This is a genomic window from Sphingobium sp. B2D3A, from assembly GCF_025961795.1.
Taxonomy (GTDB): domain Bacteria; phylum Pseudomonadota; class Alphaproteobacteria; order Sphingomonadales; family Sphingomonadaceae; genus Sphingobium.
This window is the reverse complement of the sequence record NZ_JAOQOI010000001.1, coordinates 1610388-1628489: the sequence shown is the minus strand read 5'-3', so window position 1 is coordinate 1628489 and position 18102 is coordinate 1610388. Positions and strand designations below refer to the sequence as shown.

14 protein-coding genes are annotated in these 18102 nt (G+C 63.8%); 3 read left to right on the top strand and 11 right to left on the bottom strand.

The window, feature by feature from the left end:
- The 5 genes from infB to rimP all read right to left on the bottom strand — a co-directional run bounded on the left by infB (position 1) and on the right by rimP (position 5977).
- The gene (gene infB, locus M2337_RS07525) at positions 1-2580 is read right to left on the bottom strand and encodes a translation initiation factor IF-2 (RefSeq protein ID WP_264569719.1); all 2580 of its coding nucleotides are present in this window, start codon (positions 2578-2580) and stop codon (positions 1-3) included.
- Positions 2581-2647: 67 nt separating this feature from the next.
- A complete protein-coding gene (locus tag M2337_RS07520; protein ID WP_264569718.1) occupies positions 2648-3319 on the bottom strand; it encodes a DUF448 domain-containing protein in 672 nt (223 codons plus the stop codon).
- 263 nt (positions 3320-3582) lie between these two features.
- On the bottom strand, positions 3583-3813 hold the full coding sequence (locus M2337_RS07515; protein WP_181558987.1) for a tautomerase family protein: 231 nt from the start codon (positions 3811-3813) through the stop codon (positions 3583-3585).
- A complete protein-coding gene (gene nusA, locus M2337_RS07510; RefSeq protein WP_264569717.1) occupies positions 3813-5420 on the bottom strand; it encodes a transcription termination factor NusA in 1608 nt (535 codons plus the stop codon). The genes M2337_RS07515 and nusA overlap by 1 nt, the downstream gene beginning before the upstream one ends.
- Positions 5421-5425: 5 nt before the next feature.
- On the bottom strand, positions 5426-5977 hold the full coding sequence (rimP, locus tag M2337_RS07505) for a ribosome maturation protein RimP (RefSeq protein ID WP_181558985.1): 552 nt from the start codon (positions 5975-5977) through the stop codon (positions 5426-5428).
- 566 nt (positions 5978-6543) lie between these two features.
- Here rimP and M2337_RS07500 point away from each other — a divergent pair.
- The 3 genes from M2337_RS07500 to M2337_RS07490 all read left to right on the top strand — a co-directional run bounded on the left by M2337_RS07500 (position 6544) and on the right by M2337_RS07490 (position 9882).
- Complete coding sequence (locus M2337_RS07500) at positions 6544-7278, top strand: PEPxxWA-CTERM sorting domain-containing protein (RefSeq protein WP_181558984.1); 735 nt, start codon at positions 6544-6546, stop codon at positions 7276-7278.
- Positions 7279-7477: 199 nt separating this feature from the next.
- The gene (locus M2337_RS07495) at positions 7478-8605 is read left to right on the top strand and encodes a PQQ-dependent sugar dehydrogenase (RefSeq protein ID WP_264569716.1); all 1128 of its coding nucleotides are present in this window, start codon (positions 7478-7480) and stop codon (positions 8603-8605) included.
- A gap of 116 nt (positions 8606-8721) precedes the next feature.
- The gene (locus M2337_RS07490; protein WP_264569715.1) at positions 8722-9882 is read left to right on the top strand and encodes a PQQ-dependent sugar dehydrogenase; all 1161 of its coding nucleotides are present in this window, start codon (positions 8722-8724) and stop codon (positions 9880-9882) included.
- A 25-nt stretch (positions 9883-9907) separates the two neighbouring features.
- Here M2337_RS07490 and M2337_RS07485 read toward each other — a convergent pair whose 3' ends face one another.
- The 6 genes from M2337_RS07485 to M2337_RS07460 all read right to left on the bottom strand — a co-directional run bounded on the left by M2337_RS07485 (position 9908) and on the right by M2337_RS07460 (position 18102).
- On the bottom strand, positions 9908-10591 hold the full coding sequence (locus M2337_RS07485) for a Fe2+-dependent dioxygenase (RefSeq protein ID WP_264569714.1): 684 nt from the start codon (positions 10589-10591) through the stop codon (positions 9908-9910).
- An 8-nt stretch (positions 10592-10599) separates the two neighbouring features.
- Entirely contained in the window at positions 10600-11325 is a 726-nt protein-coding gene (locus M2337_RS07480) for an energy transducer TonB (RefSeq protein ID WP_264569713.1), read from the bottom strand.
- Between the two features lie 100 nt (positions 11326-11425).
- On the bottom strand, positions 11426-13801 hold the full coding sequence (locus M2337_RS07475) for a TonB-dependent receptor (protein ID WP_264569712.1): 2376 nt from the start codon (positions 13799-13801) through the stop codon (positions 11426-11428).
- Positions 13802-14131: 330 nt separating this feature from the next.
- Complete coding sequence (locus M2337_RS07470; RefSeq protein ID WP_264569711.1) at positions 14132-15457, bottom strand: spinster family MFS transporter; 1326 nt, start codon at positions 15455-15457, stop codon at positions 14132-14134.
- Between the two features lie 47 nt (positions 15458-15504).
- Positions 15505-17133: a thiamine pyrophosphate-requiring protein gene (locus M2337_RS07465; protein ID WP_264569710.1), complete on the bottom strand. Its 1629-nt coding sequence runs from the start codon at positions 17131-17133 to the stop codon at positions 15505-15507.
- A gap of 9 nt (positions 17134-17142) precedes the next feature.
- A complete protein-coding gene (locus M2337_RS07460; RefSeq protein WP_181558976.1) occupies positions 17143-18102 on the bottom strand; it encodes a TauD/TfdA dioxygenase family protein in 960 nt (319 codons plus the stop codon).

Below are 18102 nucleotides of genomic sequence, written 5' to 3'. Positions count from 1 at the left end.
TCAGAGCGTCCGTGCGCGTTCCTCGACTTCGAAGAGCTCGAGCGTATCGCCAACCTTGATGTCGTTGGTGTTCTCGAGCACCGCACCGCACTCCATGCCGGCCCGCACTTCGGACACGTCGTCCTTGAAGCGCCGCAGCGAGGCGATGGTAGTTGCCGAGACGATGACATTGTCGCGCGTGAGGCGTGCGTTGACGCCCTTGCGGATGACACCATCCTGCACCAGCAAACCGGCCGCCTTGTCCTTCTTGCCGGCCGGGAAGACCTGAAGGACCTGTGCGGCACCGATGACCGTCTCGATGCGCTCCGGCGCAAGCTGGCCGGCCATTTCGCGCTTCACTTCCTCGATGAGGTCGTAAATCACGTCATAATAACGCAGCGAGACCTTGTCGCGCTCGGCAAGCTGACGCGCCTTGGCATTGGGACGCACGTTGAAGCCGATCAGCGGCGCACGGCTGGCGGCGGCCAGCGTCACGTCGCTCTCGGTGATCGCGCCCACACCGGAGTGGAGCACGCGCACCTTGATCTCATCCGTGGAGGCGCGGGTGAGCGATCCAATGATCGCTTCCACCGTGCCCTGCACGTCGCCCTTGATGACGACCGGATATTCGATGACCTGCGTGTTGAGCGCCGAGAACATATGCTCGAAGCTCGTCGGGGCCGCCGTGGTGCGCTTGCGCGTCGCCAGCTCCTGACGATAGGCCGCGACCTCGCGGGCCCGCGCCTCGCTCTCGACCACACTGAGCTGGTCGCCCGCCATCGGCACGCCGGCAAGGCCAAGCACCTCGACCGGAACCGAAGGCCCAGCTTCCTTCACCTGCTGACCCTTGTCGTTGACCATGGCGCGGACTTTGCCCGAATGCTCGCCGACGACGAAGATATCGCCGACCTTGAGCGTGCCACGACCCACGAGGATCGTCGCGACCGGACCACGGCCCTTGTCGAGCTGCGCTTCCACGACCGTGCCTTCAGCGGCGCGCTCGGGATTGGCCTTCAACTCCAGCAATTCGGCCTGCAGCAGGATCTTGTCGATCAGGTCATCGAGGCCGGTACGCTTGAGCGCGGAGACTTCCACGTCCTGCGTGTCGCCGCCCATATCCTCGACGATGACTTCATGCTCGAGCAGACGCTCGCGCACGCGCTGCGGATTGGCGTCCGGCTTGTCGACCTTGTTGATCGCCACGATCATCGGCACGCCGGCGGCCTTGGTGTGGTTGATCGCCTCGATGGTCTGCGGCATCAGCCCGTCGTCCGCCGCGACCACCAGGATCACGATGTCGGTGACGTTGGCACCGCGTGCGCGCATCTCGGTGAACGCTTCATGGCCCGGCGTATCGAGGAAGGTGATGATCTCACCGCCCTTGGTCTTCACCTGATAGGCGCCGATATGCTGGGTGATGCCGCCCGCTTCGCCCGCCACCACATCGGTGCCGCGCAGGGCATCGAGCAGCGAGGTCTTGCCGTGATCGACATGGCCCATGATCGTGACGACCGGAGGACGCGTGACCAGCGATTCCGCAGCATCGACGTCGCTCGCGGTATCGATCTCGATATCGGAATCGGAGACGCGCTGGATGCGGTGGCCGAATTCCTCGACCAGCAGCTCGGCCGTATCCTGGTCGATCGTCTGGTTAACGGTGACCGCCATGCCCAGCTTGAAGAGAGACTTGACGAGGTCCGCGCCCTTTTCGGCCATACGGTTGGCGAGTTCCTGAACGGTGATCGCCTCCGGCACGATGACATCGCGCGACTGCTTCTCGCGCGGCTGTGACGAGCCAGAGAAGTGCGAACGACGCTCCTTCTCGCGGGCACGGCGCAGCGCGGCAAGGCTGCGCGCGCGGGCGCTGTCATCATCGGCGAGCGCACGGTTCACGGTGAGCTTGCCAGCCTGACGACGATCGTCCCCACCCTTCTTGCGCTCGACCTTGGCCGGTTCCGGACGCTTGATGACCGGCGCGGCCACAGGCGTGAAACGACGGGGCGCGGGACGCTCGGGCGTCGCGCCAGTCGCGGCCTTAGGAGCCTCTTCGGCAGGTGCCGCGGTCTCTGCAGCCGCAGGTGCCGCCGGAGCAGGCTCTTGCGCGGGCGCCTGGGCCGCTTTTGCTTCGACTTCCTGGCGCTGGCGCTCGGCTTCTTCCTCCGCGCGGCGGTTGTCTTCAGCGCGGCGCTTCTCTTCCTCGGTCGCGGCAAGACGGGCGGCCTCTTCACGGCGGCGCGCATCTTCCAGCGCGGCCATGCGGGCTTCCTCGGCCTCGCGCAGCAGCTTGGCCTGCAGTTCCTGCCGGCTCATCAGGCTATCCGTGGAGGAGGCGCGCGGTGCCGGCGCCGGGGTCGGCGCAGGACGGGCGGCGGGCGGCGGCGGCGGTGCCGGCGGCGCGACGGGCGCGGCCTGCTCGGGCACGGCGCGCGCCGTCTCTGCCTCACCGGGTTTGCCGATGACGCGACGGCGCTTCACCTCAACGACGACCGTATTTTTCCGGCCGTGGCTGAAGCTCTGCTGCACCTGGCCGGCCTCGACCGTCCGCTTGAGACCAAGCGGTTTACGGCCCAGAGTCGGCTTGTCTTCCCTATTGTCACTCATCGACGCAATCTAACCCTTCATCTTCCATCCGGCGCACCCCCGCAGAGGTGACCCGAGTCGTTCGTCCTCACGCCAGAGGCGCGGGATCATCGTCCATATGCCTGACGACTGCCGAACCGGAGCTCGGCGCCGCGTTAGCGCATCCCAGATAGTTTTGCCAGCGACCGAGCAGACCGGAGAGGCGGCCTGCCGCAGCAGCGTTTGTCACCGCGATATGGACGACATTGTTTCTGCCCAATGCCATAGATAGGGCGTCGCGGTCCACCGGCAAGCGTGTACCGGCAAATTCCTCGCCTTCCCGCTCCTCGCCAACCCGCCAGGCCTGATCCAGCTTGCGCACCCCGTCATCGCCGGCATCCGCCGCGTGGAGCAGCATGCGGACCTGTCCGCGCCGGGCCGCGACATCGATCTTGTCGAAACCTGTGGCGAGATTGGACGCCTTGGCCTCCAGGCCCAGCCGCGCCATGAAATCATCGCGCAACGCAACCGCGATCCGCTCGGCCAGATCGTCGGGCACGGTAAGCGGCTCACCCTTGAACGCCCGCGCCAATGCGCCGCGCAGCCGGCCCTTGACCATAGCCTCCTCAAGCGTCGCGCGATCGACACCCAGCCAGGCGCCGCGCCCCGGCGCCCGCGCGCGGACATCCGGCAACACGTCGCCATCGGGCGAAATGGCCAGGCGGATCAGCGCCGCGGGATCGGCGTGGGTGCTGGAGAGAATGCAGCGACGCTCAGACATGGGCACCTCCTGTGAGTTGCCCGTCTAAGACCATCGCCTCCAAACTTCCGTTCGTGTCGAGCCCTTCGACTGCCCGCAGGCGGGCGCTCAGGATAAACTTCAGCCGAAAGGCTGAAGTCGAGAAACGCGAGCGCAGTCCTATCGTGTCTCGACTTCGCTCGACACGAACGGGATGGATGAGCATTTTCTCGTTTAGCGTAGCCCAGCCCCCCGCTTCCGCAGGAGCAGCCGGGCGCGCAGCGATGATTGGAAGCCTCAGCCTCTCATTGGGAGGAATTCGCAGCATCGGCGACCTCCCTTTGCGCGGCTTCCCGCTCGGAAACGAGGATGCCCGCAGCGCCCCAGTTGTCCGCCGACACCTCATCGATGACGACGAACACCTGCTCGGGCCGCTTGCCGAGGCGATCCACCAGCGAACGCGTAACATCGGCGACCAGAGCCGCCTTCTGTTCGCGCGTCACGCCTTCTATCACCTCGATCTTCACATAGGGCATCAGGCGTTGCCTTCCACTTCATCGTCAGCGGCGGCGTCTGCAGCCGGCTCGTCCTCGAACCAGTGCGCGCGGGCCGCCATGATGATCTCGTTGCCCTGCTCTTCGCTCAGGCCATATTCGGCGAGAATACCGCCCTTGTCCTCGGAGACTTCGCGGCGACGCCGCGGGTCGTTGCGCTTCTTGGCCACCAGCTCGTCGGTGGCGAGGTCGGCGAGATCGTCCAGAGTCTTGATGCCGGCCTTGCCCAACGTGACCAGCATGGCCTCGGTGAGGTGGGGCATCTCGGCCAGCGCATCGTCGACGCCAAGAGCACGGCGCTCTTCGCGCGCAGCGGCCTCGCGGCGGTCCAGCGCTTCCTGCGCGCGGCTTTGCAGCTCCTGCGCCAGCTCGTCGTCAAAGCCCTCGATGGAGGCCAACTCGTCGATGCCGACATAAGCGACTTCCTCAAGCTCGGTGAAGCCTTCGGCCACCAGCAGCTGCGAGAGCGTCTCGTCCACGTCCAGCTCGTTCTGGAACATTTCGGAGCGCTGCACGAACTCGCGCTGACGCTTCTCGCTCGCGTCCGCCTCGGTCATGATGTCGATGGCCTTGCCGGTGAGCTGGCTGGCAAGACGGACGTTCTGGCCGCGACGACCGATGGCGAGGCTGAGCTGATCGTCAGGCACGACAACCTCGATGCGCTCTTCCTCCTCATCGATCACCACGCGGGCGACCTGGGCGGGCTGGAGGGCGTTGACGACGAAGGTCGCCGTGTCCTCGCTCCAAGGAATGATGTCGATCTTCTCGCCCTGCATTTCCTGCACGACGGCCTGCACGCGGCTGCCCTTCATGCCGACGCAGGCGCCGACCGGATCGATGCTGCTATCGCGACTGATCACGCCGATCTTGGCGCGCGAGCCCGGATCGCGGGCAGCAGCCATGATGGTGATGATGCCATCGTAGATTTCCGGCACTTCCTGCGCGAACAGCTTCTTCATGAAGTCGGGGTGCGCACGGGAAAGGAAAATCTGCGGGCCACGGTTCTCGCGGCGCACATTGAGGATCAGCGCACGGACGCGATCGCCGACGCGAACGACTTCGCGCGGGATCTGTTGGTCGCGGCGGATCACACCCTCGGCACGGCCAAGGTTCACGACCACATGGCCGAACTCGACCGACTTGACGACGCCGGTGATGATCTCACCCACGCGATCCTTGAATTCCTCGAACTGGCGCTCGCGCTCGGCATCGCGCACCTTCTGGAAGATCACCTGCTTGGCGCTCTGTGCGTCGATGCGACCGAGGTCGACGGGCGGCAGCGGATCGACGATGAAATCGCCGATCACGGCATCCTTCTGGAGCTTCTGCGCAGCCTTGAGGTCGACCTGCTTAAAATAGTCCTCGACCACCTCGACCACCTCGACGACGCGCCACAGGCGCAGGTCGCCGGTCTCGGGATCGAGCTTGGCGCGAATGTCGTTCTCGGCGCCGTAGCGCGCCCGCGCGGACCGCTGGATCGCGTCTTCCATCGCCTCGATGACGATGGCCTTGTCGATCATCTTCTCGCTTGCCACCGAATTGGCAATGGCAATCAGCTCGGCCTTGTTGGCGGAAATGGCGTTGGCCATGAGAGTCAGTCTTCCTGTTCCTGGGTGACGATTTCGTCCGCGCCCTCGGTGGAGAGCGGGACAGTAGCAGAAATCAGCGCATCGGTCAGCATCAGCTTGGCGCTGTCGATATTGGCAAAGTCCACGACGATGCGGCCGGCCTTGGGATCATCGACCAGCACCTGCTCGCCCTCGATGCCCGCAAGAATGCCGCGCACCTGCTTGCGGCCATCCTCCATGGGCGTCACGAAATGAACGCGTGCCTCATGCCCGGCCCAGTCGCTGTAGTCCTTGAGGCGGGTGAGCGGCCGGTCGATACCCGGCGAGCTGACCTCCAGACGATAGGCGTCCTCGATGAGCACATCGCCCGCTTCTTCCAGCGCATCGAACTTGTCCGAGATGCGGCGCGAGAGGCTGGCGCAATCATCGATGTTGAGCTGGCGCGTATCGGGCCGTTCAGCCATGATCTGCAGCGTCCGGTCATCGCCCTGGCCGAAGAGCAGCACGCGCACAAGATCGAGCCCCAGAGCCTTCGCCTCCGACGCCACAACCGTCTCGATCCGCGCAATATCGCTCATTCGCACTCCCTATGCCTGCGCCTCGTCCGGACATGGACACGCGACAGGGTTTCGCCGCCGGCCCCTCTCGGCGCCGACCCCAACTTCGCAACGATGTCAGGAAAGCAAGGGCCATATAGGCGGAGTCGCAGTTGAAGGCAAGCTGCATGGATCTGCTCAGCACTCAGATGAGACGCTTTCCCTCATCAGTCTCTACGCTATCGAAAACCGTGCCTGTTCTGGCCTTCGGCAGAAAAAATCCGCGCCCGACGTCTTTAGAAGAAAGAGGGTCTTCGCGACTGTAAACAACAGAATCCAGCAAATCGAACGATTTAGGTTGGCCGCACGGCCCCACCAGCCCGCTCCACTCAGGTGGAACTGTTCAATTTCGGGTCACAATTGATGGTTAACCGATCATCAACATCTTTGACAGGACTGAAACGGAAAAGATATCTCCAAGACCTCAGGTGGGGTGACCTTTGACAGATGCAAAGCGCCAGATGGGCCCGGATTACCGGACTCCCGTCATGGGCGCACGCATTTCCGGGGCAAAACCTGAAAGTTAATATCTGTGGGAGTTATAGATCATGTTTCACAAGTCTTTCAGGAAAGCCGTACTGCTGTCGGCTGCGACCATTGCCGCGACGGCGATGCTGCCGGCGTCCGCCTCGGCAGCCACCTTCTTGCTGACCAGCGGCGGCAATAGCGATGGCTCCATCGGCAACGTGCGCACCTATACCGGGTCGGACGGCACCAAGCTGGAAGTCACGGCTTACAGCCTCAACGACACGACCCTGTCGAAGGCTGCCGTCGGCGCCTACACGCCTGGCCTCGGTGTCCTCAATGGCCCCAACGACGACTCGCACACGGTCGACAATAACGGCTATACGGACATCCTGGTGTTCCAGTTCGACAAGATGGTCACCGTCGATAAGATCGGCCTCGTGAGCTTCGGCGACACCGACATCAATTATGCTATCGGCAGCACCAACGTGGCCTTCAACAGCACGTTCACGATCGCGAACTATTCCACGTTCACGTCGCTGTTCGGCACCTCGATTTACTCGAGCGGCAACGGTCAGGACCAGAACCGTGATATCAATCCGAACAATCTGTCCGGCAACCTGTTCTACGTGGCTGCCGCCTTCAATGACAGGCAGAGCAACGACAGCTTCAAGGTCAACGGTATCACTTACGCCGTCACGCAGACGTCGGCTCCGGTTCCTGAGCCGGCCACCTGGGGCATGATGATCTGCGGTCTGGCCGTGACCGGCTACGCCATGCGTCGCCGCAAGACCAACGCGACCATCAGCTTCGCCTGATCGTTCAGGAAAAGTCGATATGAGAAAGGGGAGCTTCGGCTCCCCTTTTTTGTCAGCATCTCGGGCGTGGGTGAGGCCCGCCACTCAAGCTGCGTTCTGGCGGGCGGCGCGCGCCAAGCTCTTGTTATAGAACGGTCTACCGCCAAGCCGCTCTTGTCGCTATGGTCGGATATCCCACCCTTCGCCGGAGATCCGCCCCATGAATGTCCGTAAGCTCGGCCTGACCTGCGCCGTCAGCCTCGCCATTGTCGCCTGCGGCAGCGCGTCCGCGCCCGATGAGGTCAAGGCGGCAAGCGGCGCACCGTTCCAGACCACGGAAGTCGCGCAGTTCGCCTCGCCATGGGCCATGGAGTTCCTGCCGGACGGGCACATGCTGGTCACGCAGAAGGAAGGCGCGCTGATCCTGATCGACCCGCAAAGCGGCCGCAAGCAGACGGTGAGCGGCACGCCCAGCGTGAAGAGCGACGATCAGGGGGCGCTCATGGATGTGCGGCTCGCGCCGGATTATGCGACCAGCAAGACGATCTATTTCAGCTTCTCGGAAGCCGCCGAGGGTAAGAAAAGCCGCGTTGCGCTGGCGACTGCGAAGCTGGACCCGACAGCGGCTGCGCTGAGCGATGTGCGGGTGATCTTCCGGGGCGATGATCGCTCGGAGAAGGGCGGCCATTATTCCGGCCGAATCGCCTTCTCGCCGGACAAGACCCATCTCTTCTTCACCGCTGGCGATCGCCAGTTGATGACGCCGGCGCAGGAGCCGGGCACGACGCTCGGCAAAGTCTTGCGCCTCAACCTTGATGGCAGCCCGGCAGCCGGCAATCCGCTCGCCGCCAAGGGCTTCCACCCAGCTGTTTGGTCCTACGGCCACCGCAATCTGCTCGGCATCGCCTTCGATGCCGATGGGCGCCTATGGGAAATGGAAATGGGGCCGCGCCACGGCGATGAGATCAACCTCATCAAGCCCGGCCTCAATTATGGCTGGCCCAATGCCTCCATGGGCAATCATTATGACGGCAAGGCCATCCCGGACCATGAGCCGGGCGACGGCTATGAAGCGCCGAAGGTCTTTTGGGTGCCGGCCATCTCGCCCGGGGGACTGGATTACTACAATGCCGACCTCTTCCCGCAGTGGAAGAACTCGCTGTTCATCACCGGCCTCTCCGGCAAGTCGCTCGACCGCATCGCGCTCGATGGCGAAACCGCGACCAAGGCCGATCACTGGGACATGGGCGCACGCATCCGTGCCGTACGCGCCGGGCCGGACGGCGCGATCTGGCTGCTGGAGGACGGAGAAAATGGCCGCCTCCTCAAGCTGACGCCCGCAGCCTGATCCAGCCGCGCGCCGCTTCGCGCTCGGTCAAGGCGCGCGCGGCCTCGGTCATTGCTCCCGGCCGGCCCACCGCTTATGGGCCGGCGGAACAAAAGACCGACTGGAGAAGAGCGCCTATGTCATTCCGTCCGCACCGCATCGCCCTGAGCGCGGTTTTGACCCTGGGCGTCGCGTCGCCCACGCTCGCCCAGACCGCCCCTGCGGCGACGCCGGCGGCCCCCGGCCCGGCCAAGGTCGATCTCTCCCAACTGCCCTTCACGATCACGGAGGTCGAAACCTTCGATTATCCCTGGTCGATGGCCTTCCTGCCGGATGGGAAGCAGCTGGTGACCCAGAAGCGCGGCGCGATGGTCCTTTTCGATCCGCGCACGGGCGTCAAGACGGTGCTGCTGGGCACGCCGACTGTCGTCAGTGAGGGCCAGGCGGCATTGATGGACGTGGTGCTCGCGCCGGACTTCGCCGCCAGTCGCCAGATCTATTTCAGCTTTTCCGAGCCTGGCGAAGGCAAGGAAACCGGCACCGCGCTGGCGACCGCCACGCTCGATGAAGCCGGCGGCGCGCTCAAGGACCTCAAGGTCATCTTCCGCGCCACGCCCAATATGGCGAGCGGTGCCCATTATTCGGGCCGCATCGCCATCGCGCCGGACAAGCGCAGCCTGTTCTTCACCAATGGCGAGCGCGCCAAGTTCGATCCGGCGCAGGATCCCAAGTCCACCCTCGGCAAGGTGCTGCATCTCAATCTCGACGGGACACCCGCCGCCGGCAATCCGCTGGCGGCCAAGGGCTTCCATCCCGCCATCTGGACCTATGGCCAGCGCAATCTGACCGGCCTCGCCTTCGATGCGAATGATCGTTTATGGCAGGTCGAAATGGGCCCGCTGGGCGGCGACGAGCTGAACCTCGTCAAGGCCGGCGCCAATTATGGCTGGCCGATCCGCTCCTATGGCGACCATTATGACAAGCGCCCAATCCCGGACCACAGTGCCGATGACGGGTTCGAGAAGCCCAAGCTCTACTGGAACCCATCGCTCGCGCCATCCTCGTTGGCTTATTACAATGCCGACCTGTTCGCGGACTGGAAGAACTCGCTGTTCATCACCGGCCTGTCGGGGCAGGCGCTGGTGCGGATTTCGCTCGATGGCGAAACGGCGACCAAGGCCGACCATTGGCGCATGGGCATGCGGTTGCGCAATGTGAGGGTCGGGCCGGACGGCGCGCTTTGGCTGCTCGAGGACAGCCCCAAGGGCCGGATGCTCAAGCTGACGCCGAAAGGCTGAGCGAGCCTGAGGGCGGTCGCTGGCTCTAGGCGTCCGCCCAGCGGCGCAGCAGATTATGATAGACGCCGGTCATGCGGATCACTTCGGCATGGCCCTGCCCCAGCGTGACGGCCAGTTGCTGGATGCTGCTGTCGAGATCGAACAGGATTTGCCGCTCGCCATCGTCGCGGATCATCGATTGCAGCCAGAAGAAGCTCGCCACCCGGCGGCCGCGCGTCACCGGCTCCACCCGATGCAGGGAGGATGAGGGGTAAAGCACGGCATGGCCGGCCGACAGCTTGACCTGTTGCACGCCAAATTGCGTCTCGACTGTCAGTTCACCGCCATCATAAGCCTCGGGCGGCTCGAGGAAGACCGTCATGGACAGGTCCGAACGAACGCGAAAGCCGGTGCCGGCCTGGATCCGCACGGCATTATCGACATGCACGCCAAAGGACTGGCCACCCGCATAGCTGTTGAACAAGGGCGGAAAGATCTTGAGCGGCAGCGCTGCGGCAATGAACAAAGGATTGCGGCCCAGTGCGTCGCGGATGATCTCGCCGGCCTGTTCGGCCTGCGGCGCCTCCTCTGGCAACTGCAGGTTGTTCTTCGCGAGTGCCGACTGATGGCCCGAGGTGACGTTGCCATCCACCCACGTGGCGGAATCGATGAGATCACGCACCTTGGCGAGCGTCGGCCCGTCGAGCACCTCTGGAATGGGGATCAGCATGAAGCGCCTTATGCGTTGTCTTGGGGTTGAATGACGAAGGGGATTTCCACCACGCCCTTCACGAAAACCGGCTGGCCATCACGCAAGGTGGGCCGCCAGCGCCAGCGCTTGACGGCATCGAGCGCGGCCTTGTCCAGCCGAGTGAAACCGCTGCTGCGGGCGATCCTGATATCTTCCACGCAACCATCGAGGCCCACGGTCAAGGCAAGCAGGACCACGCCCTGCTCCCGCTTGCGGCGGCTCTCAATGGGGTAACGCGGTGCCTTGCCGGCCACCATTTGCGTGCCCAGGTCGCCGCCGTTGGTGACCGAGGGCACTGAGATCGGCGCGGCAGCCGGGCGGGGCGGCGCCGGCGGCCCCGGTGCTATGACCGGGACAACTGGAATATCCGGCCTTGCGGCCACCATCGGCGGATCAATCCGTGGAATGTCGATCTGTGGCCGCGGTACCACCACCTCGGGCGCGCGGGGCGGTGGTGGCGGCGCGTCGGCGGGCGGCGGAGGCGGCGGCGAAGAGATCAGATTGACCGTGAAGACCTTGGGCGCCTCGCCGACCTTGAAACTGGGCCCGAGGCGGGTGACAAGCGCGAACAACCCGGCATGGATCAGGATGACGAGCAGCACGACCAGCGGATTGAACCGCCTGCCCTGCCCATAGCGCCCCTGACTTGCCGAGTGTGAAATGTTCACCGCGGACACCCCTTTTCGCCTGCCGCTATCGACGACCAGGCCCATTCCGTCAATAATGCGAATCAATATTACCAGACGTGCGTCGGATCATTGATGTGGATCAGGGGCGAACCGCTTAGGGTCGGTTCGCCCCTGCCCCCCACACTCAGTAGCTGTAGGTCAGGCTGAACACGGCGGACCGCCCCACCCCCGGCTGCGCCCAGCTGTTGTTCACATTGGTCCGCACGGTGGTGACATAGTCCTCATCCGTCACGTTCTGCACGTTCACCTGCGCCAGCAGCCGCTCGGTCACCGGATAGGCCAGCATGATCCGATGCAGCGTATAGGCCGGCACATAATAGACCGGCGTCGCGGTCGGGTTCATCGAGTGGCGACCCTGATAGGTCAGGCCATAGCCCACTTCGAGACCGAACGGGAACTTGTAGGTGGTGAACAGGCTGCCGGAGTGCTTGGGCGTCGCCGAGAGGGCCGTGCCGGCCGTCGGATCGGGATTGGCCACCGTGTTGCCGCAGCTCACCGGATTGGCCAGACAGAAGTCGGACACGCCCTGGATCAGCTTGCTATCCAGATACATGTAGTTGGCGAAGATCGACCAGGATTTGGTAATGTTGCCCGTGGCGCTCAGCGACACGCCGTTCACCCGCGAGCGGCCATCGAGCACCTGATCGGGGATCGTGGGATCGCCCGAGGCCACGCGATACTTGTCGCGCTCATTGCGGAACACCGCCGCTGCGAGTTGCAGCTTGGCGTCGAACAGATCGGCCTTCACGCCAATTTCGTAATTCTTCGCCGATTCCGGTTCGACGTTGCAGGTGTTGACAGCGCAGCTGCCATCAACCGAACCCTTGGACGGTGTGCGCGAATTGCCGACCGCCACATAGGCGCTGACGTTTGGCATCGGTTTGAACACCGCACCGACACGCCAGGAGAAGAGATTGTTCTTCGCCTCGAACGGGCCGGTCACCACGCCGGTGGTCACGTTGCGCGTCTGGGTCGATCCCTCGAACCGCTCATAGCGCACGCCGCCGTTGATCTCGAACATGTCCGAAAGCTTCATGGTATCGAACAAATAGGCCGCATAGCTGGTCTGCTCGCCAACATTGTAGCCGGTCTGAATGTAGTTCTGGGGGCCAGTGTAGATGTTGCTGCCATAGACGCGCGCCAGCGTTCCTGCCGGTGCGACCGGTCCCGTGAGTACGGCGCCGGGGTTGGCGATGTTGGTGAGCGGATAATAATTCGGGGCGGCATAGGGATTGCTGCCGTCGGCAGCGCGCAGGATGCTGCCATTGTTCAGCGTATAACGCTCCCACAGCAGCGATCCGCCGAGAACGAGCGTGTGCTCGATGCCGCCCGTCGCGAATTCGGCGCTCAGGTCGAGCTGGTTATAGGCGGTTTCGTTGCGAATGTGGCGCGCCGTGCCGCGGCCCCCAGTCGGCAGATAATAGCCTGCCGGGACGACCAGCGTGCTGCTGCCAATGGCGACGGTGCAGGCACTACCATCCGGCTGCAGGCCGTTCGCGAGACAGAAGGTGCCCGTCGGCTGGCTGGTCACGGTGTATTGGCTGACATTCTCATAGCGGGTGAGATTGCGCACCTTCACCGTGTCGCTCAGTTCGTGCGAGAAAATCGCCTGCACCGAGTCCGTCACAGACTGTTGCGTGTCGACATTGGCAAAGCCGTAATAAGCGCTTTGGTTGAAGTCGGGCAGATAGCCGCCCTGAGCCGCATAATAGCGCAGGCCGTATTGCGGCATGCCCTTGTCGTCGAGATGCTCATATTGCAGCGTCAGGCTGGTCGGGCCATCGATACCGATGGTGACAGCCGGCGCCACACCCCAGCGCTCGTAGAACTCCACGTCCCGCCCGGGCACGTCGTTCTTGTGGTAGACCGCGTTCAGTCGCACGGCGATCATGTCGCTCACGCGCTTGTTGAGATCGACGGTGCCGCGATAATAATTGTCCGTGCCGACGCCGGCCTGAACCGACATCTTGTCGTCCGCCAGCGGCTTCTTGGTCACCAGATTGATCGACCCGCCGACCGAACCCGCGCCGCTGAACACCGAGTTCGCGCCATTGGCGACCTCGACCTGCTCGATATTATAGGTCTCGTTGCGGTTCATGATTGCGCCGCTGCGCACGCCATCGACCGAGATGTCGTTGTTGGCCGAATAGCCGCGCAGGTTGATGCGGTCGCCATAGCCGAAGCCGCCCTCGCCGGCGCCAAAGGTGATGCCGGGCACGGTGCTCAGCACTTCGCGCAGCGTGAGCAGGTTCTGCTGCTGCAGCGTCTTGGCGCCGATCACCGTCACCGTCTGCGGCGTATCCAGCAGCGGGCGCGTATATTTGGGCGACTCTGCCCGCTCGACCTTGATCTCGGACTCATCGATGGCCGTGTCGGTCACGGTCATCCCGCCCAGACGGCGCCCCTGCTCGCCATCCTGCGCGACAGCCGGCGCTGCAAACGCGACGGCGCTGACGCAGCCAAGCGCGAGAAAGGAAGTGAGATTGGCGGATTTACTCATGCGGCGTTCCCCAGTTGGTGTCATCGATCGCTATTGCGAGTCGGTCGCACCAATTAGGATATTGCGAGTGATTTGCAACACATGATTTGCGGTCAGTGTTGAGATTTACAACTTTTGGGTTCTGCAACGTGGATGACCGCGACTTCCCTTGCGTGTGCTGAATCGGCAGTCCTTACGCGCGCTTGGTACCGCAGTTGGGCCGAGCGGCGACTGGTCTGTGATCAGAAACGACGCGGGAGTTGGCAGCCTTGGGTCTGACCCGGCCACCAACTCCCGTCTGTGATCTGCAGTCTAATCTAGCGAGGAACGAGCGTCTGCCCTTCTCGCCTCTTAGGCGTCCGCCAAGGCCCGCTTCGCGTCTGCCTCCAGCGACCGCCCAGCGAGCAGGAACATCACCCCCGCCAACAGCGCCGTCACGACGATGACCAGCATCGAATAGCGCACGGCCACATCACCCAGCGTGGGGTGCAGCACGTCATTCAGATAGCCCACGACCAGCGGGCCGAGCGCCTGCCCGATCAGCGCAGCGCTGAACAGCAGGATGGACGTTGCGACAGCGCGCATCCGCAGCTTGGCCACGCTCATGACCGCCGCGAACACCGGGCCCTGATGGATCAGCAGGAGGAACGCCGAGGCCGCATAAGCTGCCAGCCAAACCGCCGTATCCTCGGCGAGCAGGAAGATAAGCTCAGCAGGCGCGGCAAGCAGACAGCTAATCGCCGGCAAGGTCATGCGCCAGTGGCTGGCCTTGCGGCTCAACCGGTCGATCAGCAAACCGCCCAGCACCACGCCGGCCACGCCGAACACGCCCCGGATCGGGCCGATGGTGGCGGCCACTTCCACCAGCGTCAGGCCATGGACGCGCGTGAGGAAGGTCGGCGTCCACACACTCGCCGCAAAGACATTCAGCCCCATCAGCGTGGCGCCGATCACCAGGAAGACATAGGCACGCTGCTTGGCGAGAAAGGCCATGCTCGCCTTGAAGCTTTCCCGCGCCGCACGCTCGATGCGCTTGGCTTCGGACGCACCGCGTTCGGGTTCCTTGACGGTGAGGAAGAACAGCAGCGCCAGAAATACGCCCGGCATGCCCGCCACGACGAACATCGCGCGCCAGCCATATTCATGGCCGACCCAGCCCACGATGGGGAAGAAGAGAATCGATGAGATCGAGACGGCCGTGCCGAAGATCGAGAAGGCCAGCGGGCGCCGCTCCGCGCGAAACAGGTCGGATATGATCGAATTCGACGGCGCAATGCCGCACGCCTCGCCCGCGCCCATGAGGAAGCGCGCGATGGCGAGCTGCCAGATGTTGGCCACCCAGCCGGTCACCATCGTCATCAGGCTCCAGAAGGCGAAGCCGACGGCAATGATATTGCGCCGGTTGTAGCGATCCGCCGCCCAGGCGATGGGCACGCCGAGGATGGAATAGAACAGGAGGAAGGCCAGGCCGGACACCAGCCCCAGAGCGGTGTCCGAGACGTGCATCTCCGACTTGATGGAGGGCAGTGCCAGCCCCAGCAAGGAGCGGTCGAGATAGTTGAAGGCCGAAACCAGTGTGAGGAATCCGAGGCCGTAGACGGCGCTGAAGTTCCAATCCTTCACGCCCCCCTCAGGGCCAGAGCCAGGCCCGGTCGGGGGCGCCGTCGTTTCGGCCATCGCATCTCTCCCAGTTTATCGTCGCCCAGTTTTATCGTCGCCCGGTTTTACAGCCGGGACGCGCGCGTTTCCTTCGCGGTTATGAATTCGATCAGCGCCGGTTGCCCCGCCTCGATCGCGGCCAGCGCGCGGTGAATGGCCGGGACAATCTCTTCCGGGCGCGTGACGCGCTCGCCATGGCCGCCAAGCGCCTTGGCGAAATCGGCGTAATGGCCGGAGATATCCGTGGCGCGATAGCGCTCGGTTGCCACCGGCATCACCGGCAGCTCGATGGCCATGGCCTCATTGTTGAGCAGGATTGACAGGATGGGCAGGCGCTCGCGCACCGCCGTCTCGAAGTCCATGCCGGTAAAGCCGATGGCGGCATCACCCCATACGTTGATGCACAGCTTGTCCGGGCAGGCGAGCTTGGCGCCCATGGCGAGGCCAAGACCATAGCCAAGCTGCGTGGACTTGCCCCAGCCGATATAGCTGAGCGGCGTGATCGACTTCCAGTAGGGCGTCAGCTGATCGCGCGGGCTGCCGGCATCATGGGTGATGATGGTGTTGGCGACATCCACCGTCTTCTGGAGATCCCAGAGCACCCGATAGGGACTGATGGGCGCATCGTCGCTCTCTAGCAGCGGCAGCCATTTCGCCAGCCAGTCCTTCTCGATCTTGGCGATTTCCGCAGCCACCGGCCCGGCGTCGCGTGGCGCTGACACCAGCGCGCGGCACGCCTCGAGCAGCATCCCCAGCGTCAGCTTGGCATCGCCGGCCAGCGCCATCTCGCAGGGCACATTCTTGTTGAAGTCAGCCGGATCGAGCGTCGAATGGATCACCCGCTTGCCCTGCGGCATCTTCACGCCGAACGCCGTCTCGCTGAAGCTGCAGCCGATGCCGAAGATGAGGTCCGCCTCATCGAGGAAATGCCGCAATTGGCCCGAAATAGCCGCACCGCCCGAACCGAGCGCCAGTGGATGCGTCTCGTCGAATGCACTCTTGCCTTCAAGGCTGGTGGAAACCGGGATGGCCAACAACTCGGCCAGCGCCTTCAGTTCCTCATAGGCCTCGGCCCAGTGCACGCCCTGCCCGGCGTAGATCACCGGGCGCTTGGCGGCGACCAGCGCTTCGGCCGCGCGCTTCACCGCGTCCGGCTCGGGCGCGTAGCGGGTGGTGACCACCGGCTGATAGCTCTCGGGCGCGTCGATTTCTTCGCCCAACACGTCCCAGGGCATCTCGACCAGCACCGGACGCAGACGGCCATTGCGCAGCTGCGTGAAGGCACGGCGCATGATGTTCTGCGTTTCTGCCGCAACCGTGATCGGCTCGGCATGCTTGGTCACATCCCGCATCGATACGCTGGCATTGAAATTGTCCGGCACGAAGGCGATGCGGCGGGCATAGCCCTGCGGCAGCACCAACACGGGCACGGATTCGGAGTAAGCCTGTGCCACCCCGCCATAGGCATTTTCCGTCCCCGGCCCATGTTGCATGGCGAACACGCCCATGCGCTTGCCCCGCGTCAGGCGGGACAGCGCATCGGCCATGTGAACGCCCGTCCGCTCCTGGCGGACGATGACCGGGCGGATGCCGATTGCGGCGGCATCCTCCAGCACGGCGTTGCGCGGATAACCGAAAATGACGTCTACACCCTCACGCTTGAGGATGTTGGCGATGGCAGCACTGACTTTCATGGGGTAATTTCAATCCTTCCTGGGGCCTTTCGGGCCGATCGGCCTCTCGCCCATGACCGTCGTGCGGATGAGATGCCGACGTTCGTACTTGAAATCATGGACGCCACGATGAAGCAAGAAACGATTGTCCCAGACAATCAATGTGTCCTTCTTCCATTTCACGCGGCAATGATAATGCAGGTGCTGGGCAAGGCTCTGGAGATAGCCGAGCAGCGCCTGACTCTCCGCCTCCGTCCAGCCAACGAAGCGCTTGAAATAGGCCGTGGTCGCGAACAGGGCCTTGCGACCGGTGACCGGGTGAACACGCACCGCCGGGTGGATATTCTCCAGCTCGTCTTCGCTGAACCCGTGCGACTCACGCAGGCGCAGGCGCTTCTCGGGCGGCAGCTTCTCATTGCGCGCCCAGATTTCCTTGCCTGAGTAAACGACCTCGAGCCCGTCGAGCAGTTCCTTCATGGCATCAGAAAGATGCTCATAGACGAGGTAGCCGTTCGAGAAGGCGGTATCGCCACCGAATTTGGGCACTTCCAGCGCGCGCATCACCACGCAGAGCGGCGGCTGCAGCAGGAACGGGCTGTCCGTGTGGAAGTGCTCGAAGGAGGGAACGACGTTCTCCGGCTCATGCGCTTCTCGGCGCACTTCCTGCATGTCCTGATGCTCGCCATAGGTCGGCGCCTGCGGCAGTTCGGTGATCGGACCGAAGTAGCGCGTGAACGCCTTGTGCTGCTCGGGCGTCAGATCCTGGTCGCGGAACACGATGACCAGAAAATGCTCGAACGCCTTCATCACTTCGGCGAGCGTCTCGTCATCCAACGGCTCCCGCAGGTCCACACCGCTGATCTCGCAGCCGCACGCGCCGGAGATCGGCTCGACGGTGATCCGCTTGAACTCGGGCATGGGCAAACCCGCCACGATCGTGCCGGTCGCCTGATCGGCGGCCTGCCCCTTGTGAGACACTTGGATGTTCAT

What these genes read in the sequence shown, in the direction of transcription:
- M2337_RS07465 (WP_264569710.1), bottom strand. Translation starts at nt 17,133, where the DNA reads ATGAAAGTCAGTGCTGCCATCGCCAACATCCTCAAGCGTGAGGGTGTA.
- M2337_RS07480 (WP_264569713.1), bottom strand. Translation starts at nt 11,325, where the DNA reads ATGGGCCTGGTCGTCGATAGCGGCAGGCGAAAAGGGGTGTCCGCGGTG.
- nusA (WP_264569717.1), bottom strand. Translation starts at nt 5,420, where the DNA reads ATGGCCAACGCCATTTCCGCCAACAAGGCCGAGCTGATTGCCATTGCC.
- M2337_RS07485 (WP_264569714.1), bottom strand. Translation starts at nt 10,591, where the DNA reads ATGCTGATCCCCATTCCAGAGGTGCTCGACGGGCCGACGCTCGCCAAG.
- M2337_RS07460 (WP_181558976.1), bottom strand. Translation starts at nt 18,102, where the DNA reads ATGAACATCCAAGTGTCTCACAAGGGGCAGGCCGCCGATCAGGCGACC.
- M2337_RS07520 (WP_264569718.1), bottom strand. Translation starts at nt 3,319, where the DNA reads ATGTCTGAGCGTCGCTGCATTCTCTCCAGCACCCACGCCGATCCCGCG.
- M2337_RS07500 (WP_181558984.1), top strand. Translation starts at nt 6,544, where the DNA reads ATGTTTCACAAGTCTTTCAGGAAAGCCGTACTGCTGTCGGCTGCGACC.
- M2337_RS07490 (WP_264569715.1), top strand. Translation starts at nt 8,722, where the DNA reads ATGTCATTCCGTCCGCACCGCATCGCCCTGAGCGCGGTTTTGACCCTG.
- M2337_RS07475 (WP_264569712.1), bottom strand. Translation starts at nt 13,801, where the DNA reads ATGAGTAAATCCGCCAATCTCACTTCCTTTCTCGCGCTTGGCTGCGTC.
- M2337_RS07470 (WP_264569711.1), bottom strand. Translation starts at nt 15,457, where the DNA reads ATGGCCGAAACGACGGCGCCCCCGACCGGGCCTGGCTCTGGCCCTGAG.
- infB (WP_264569719.1), bottom strand. Translation starts at nt 2,580, where the DNA reads ATGAGTGACAATAGGGAAGACAAGCCGACTCTGGGCCGTAAACCGCTT.
- M2337_RS07515 (WP_181558987.1), bottom strand. Translation starts at nt 3,813, where the DNA reads ATGCCCTATGTGAAGATCGAGGTGATAGAAGGCGTGACGCGCGAACAG.
- M2337_RS07495 (WP_264569716.1), top strand. Translation starts at nt 7,478, where the DNA reads ATGAATGTCCGTAAGCTCGGCCTGACCTGCGCCGTCAGCCTCGCCATT.
- rimP (WP_181558985.1), bottom strand. Translation starts at nt 5,977, where the DNA reads ATGAGCGATATTGCGCGGATCGAGACGGTTGTGGCGTCGGAGGCGAAG.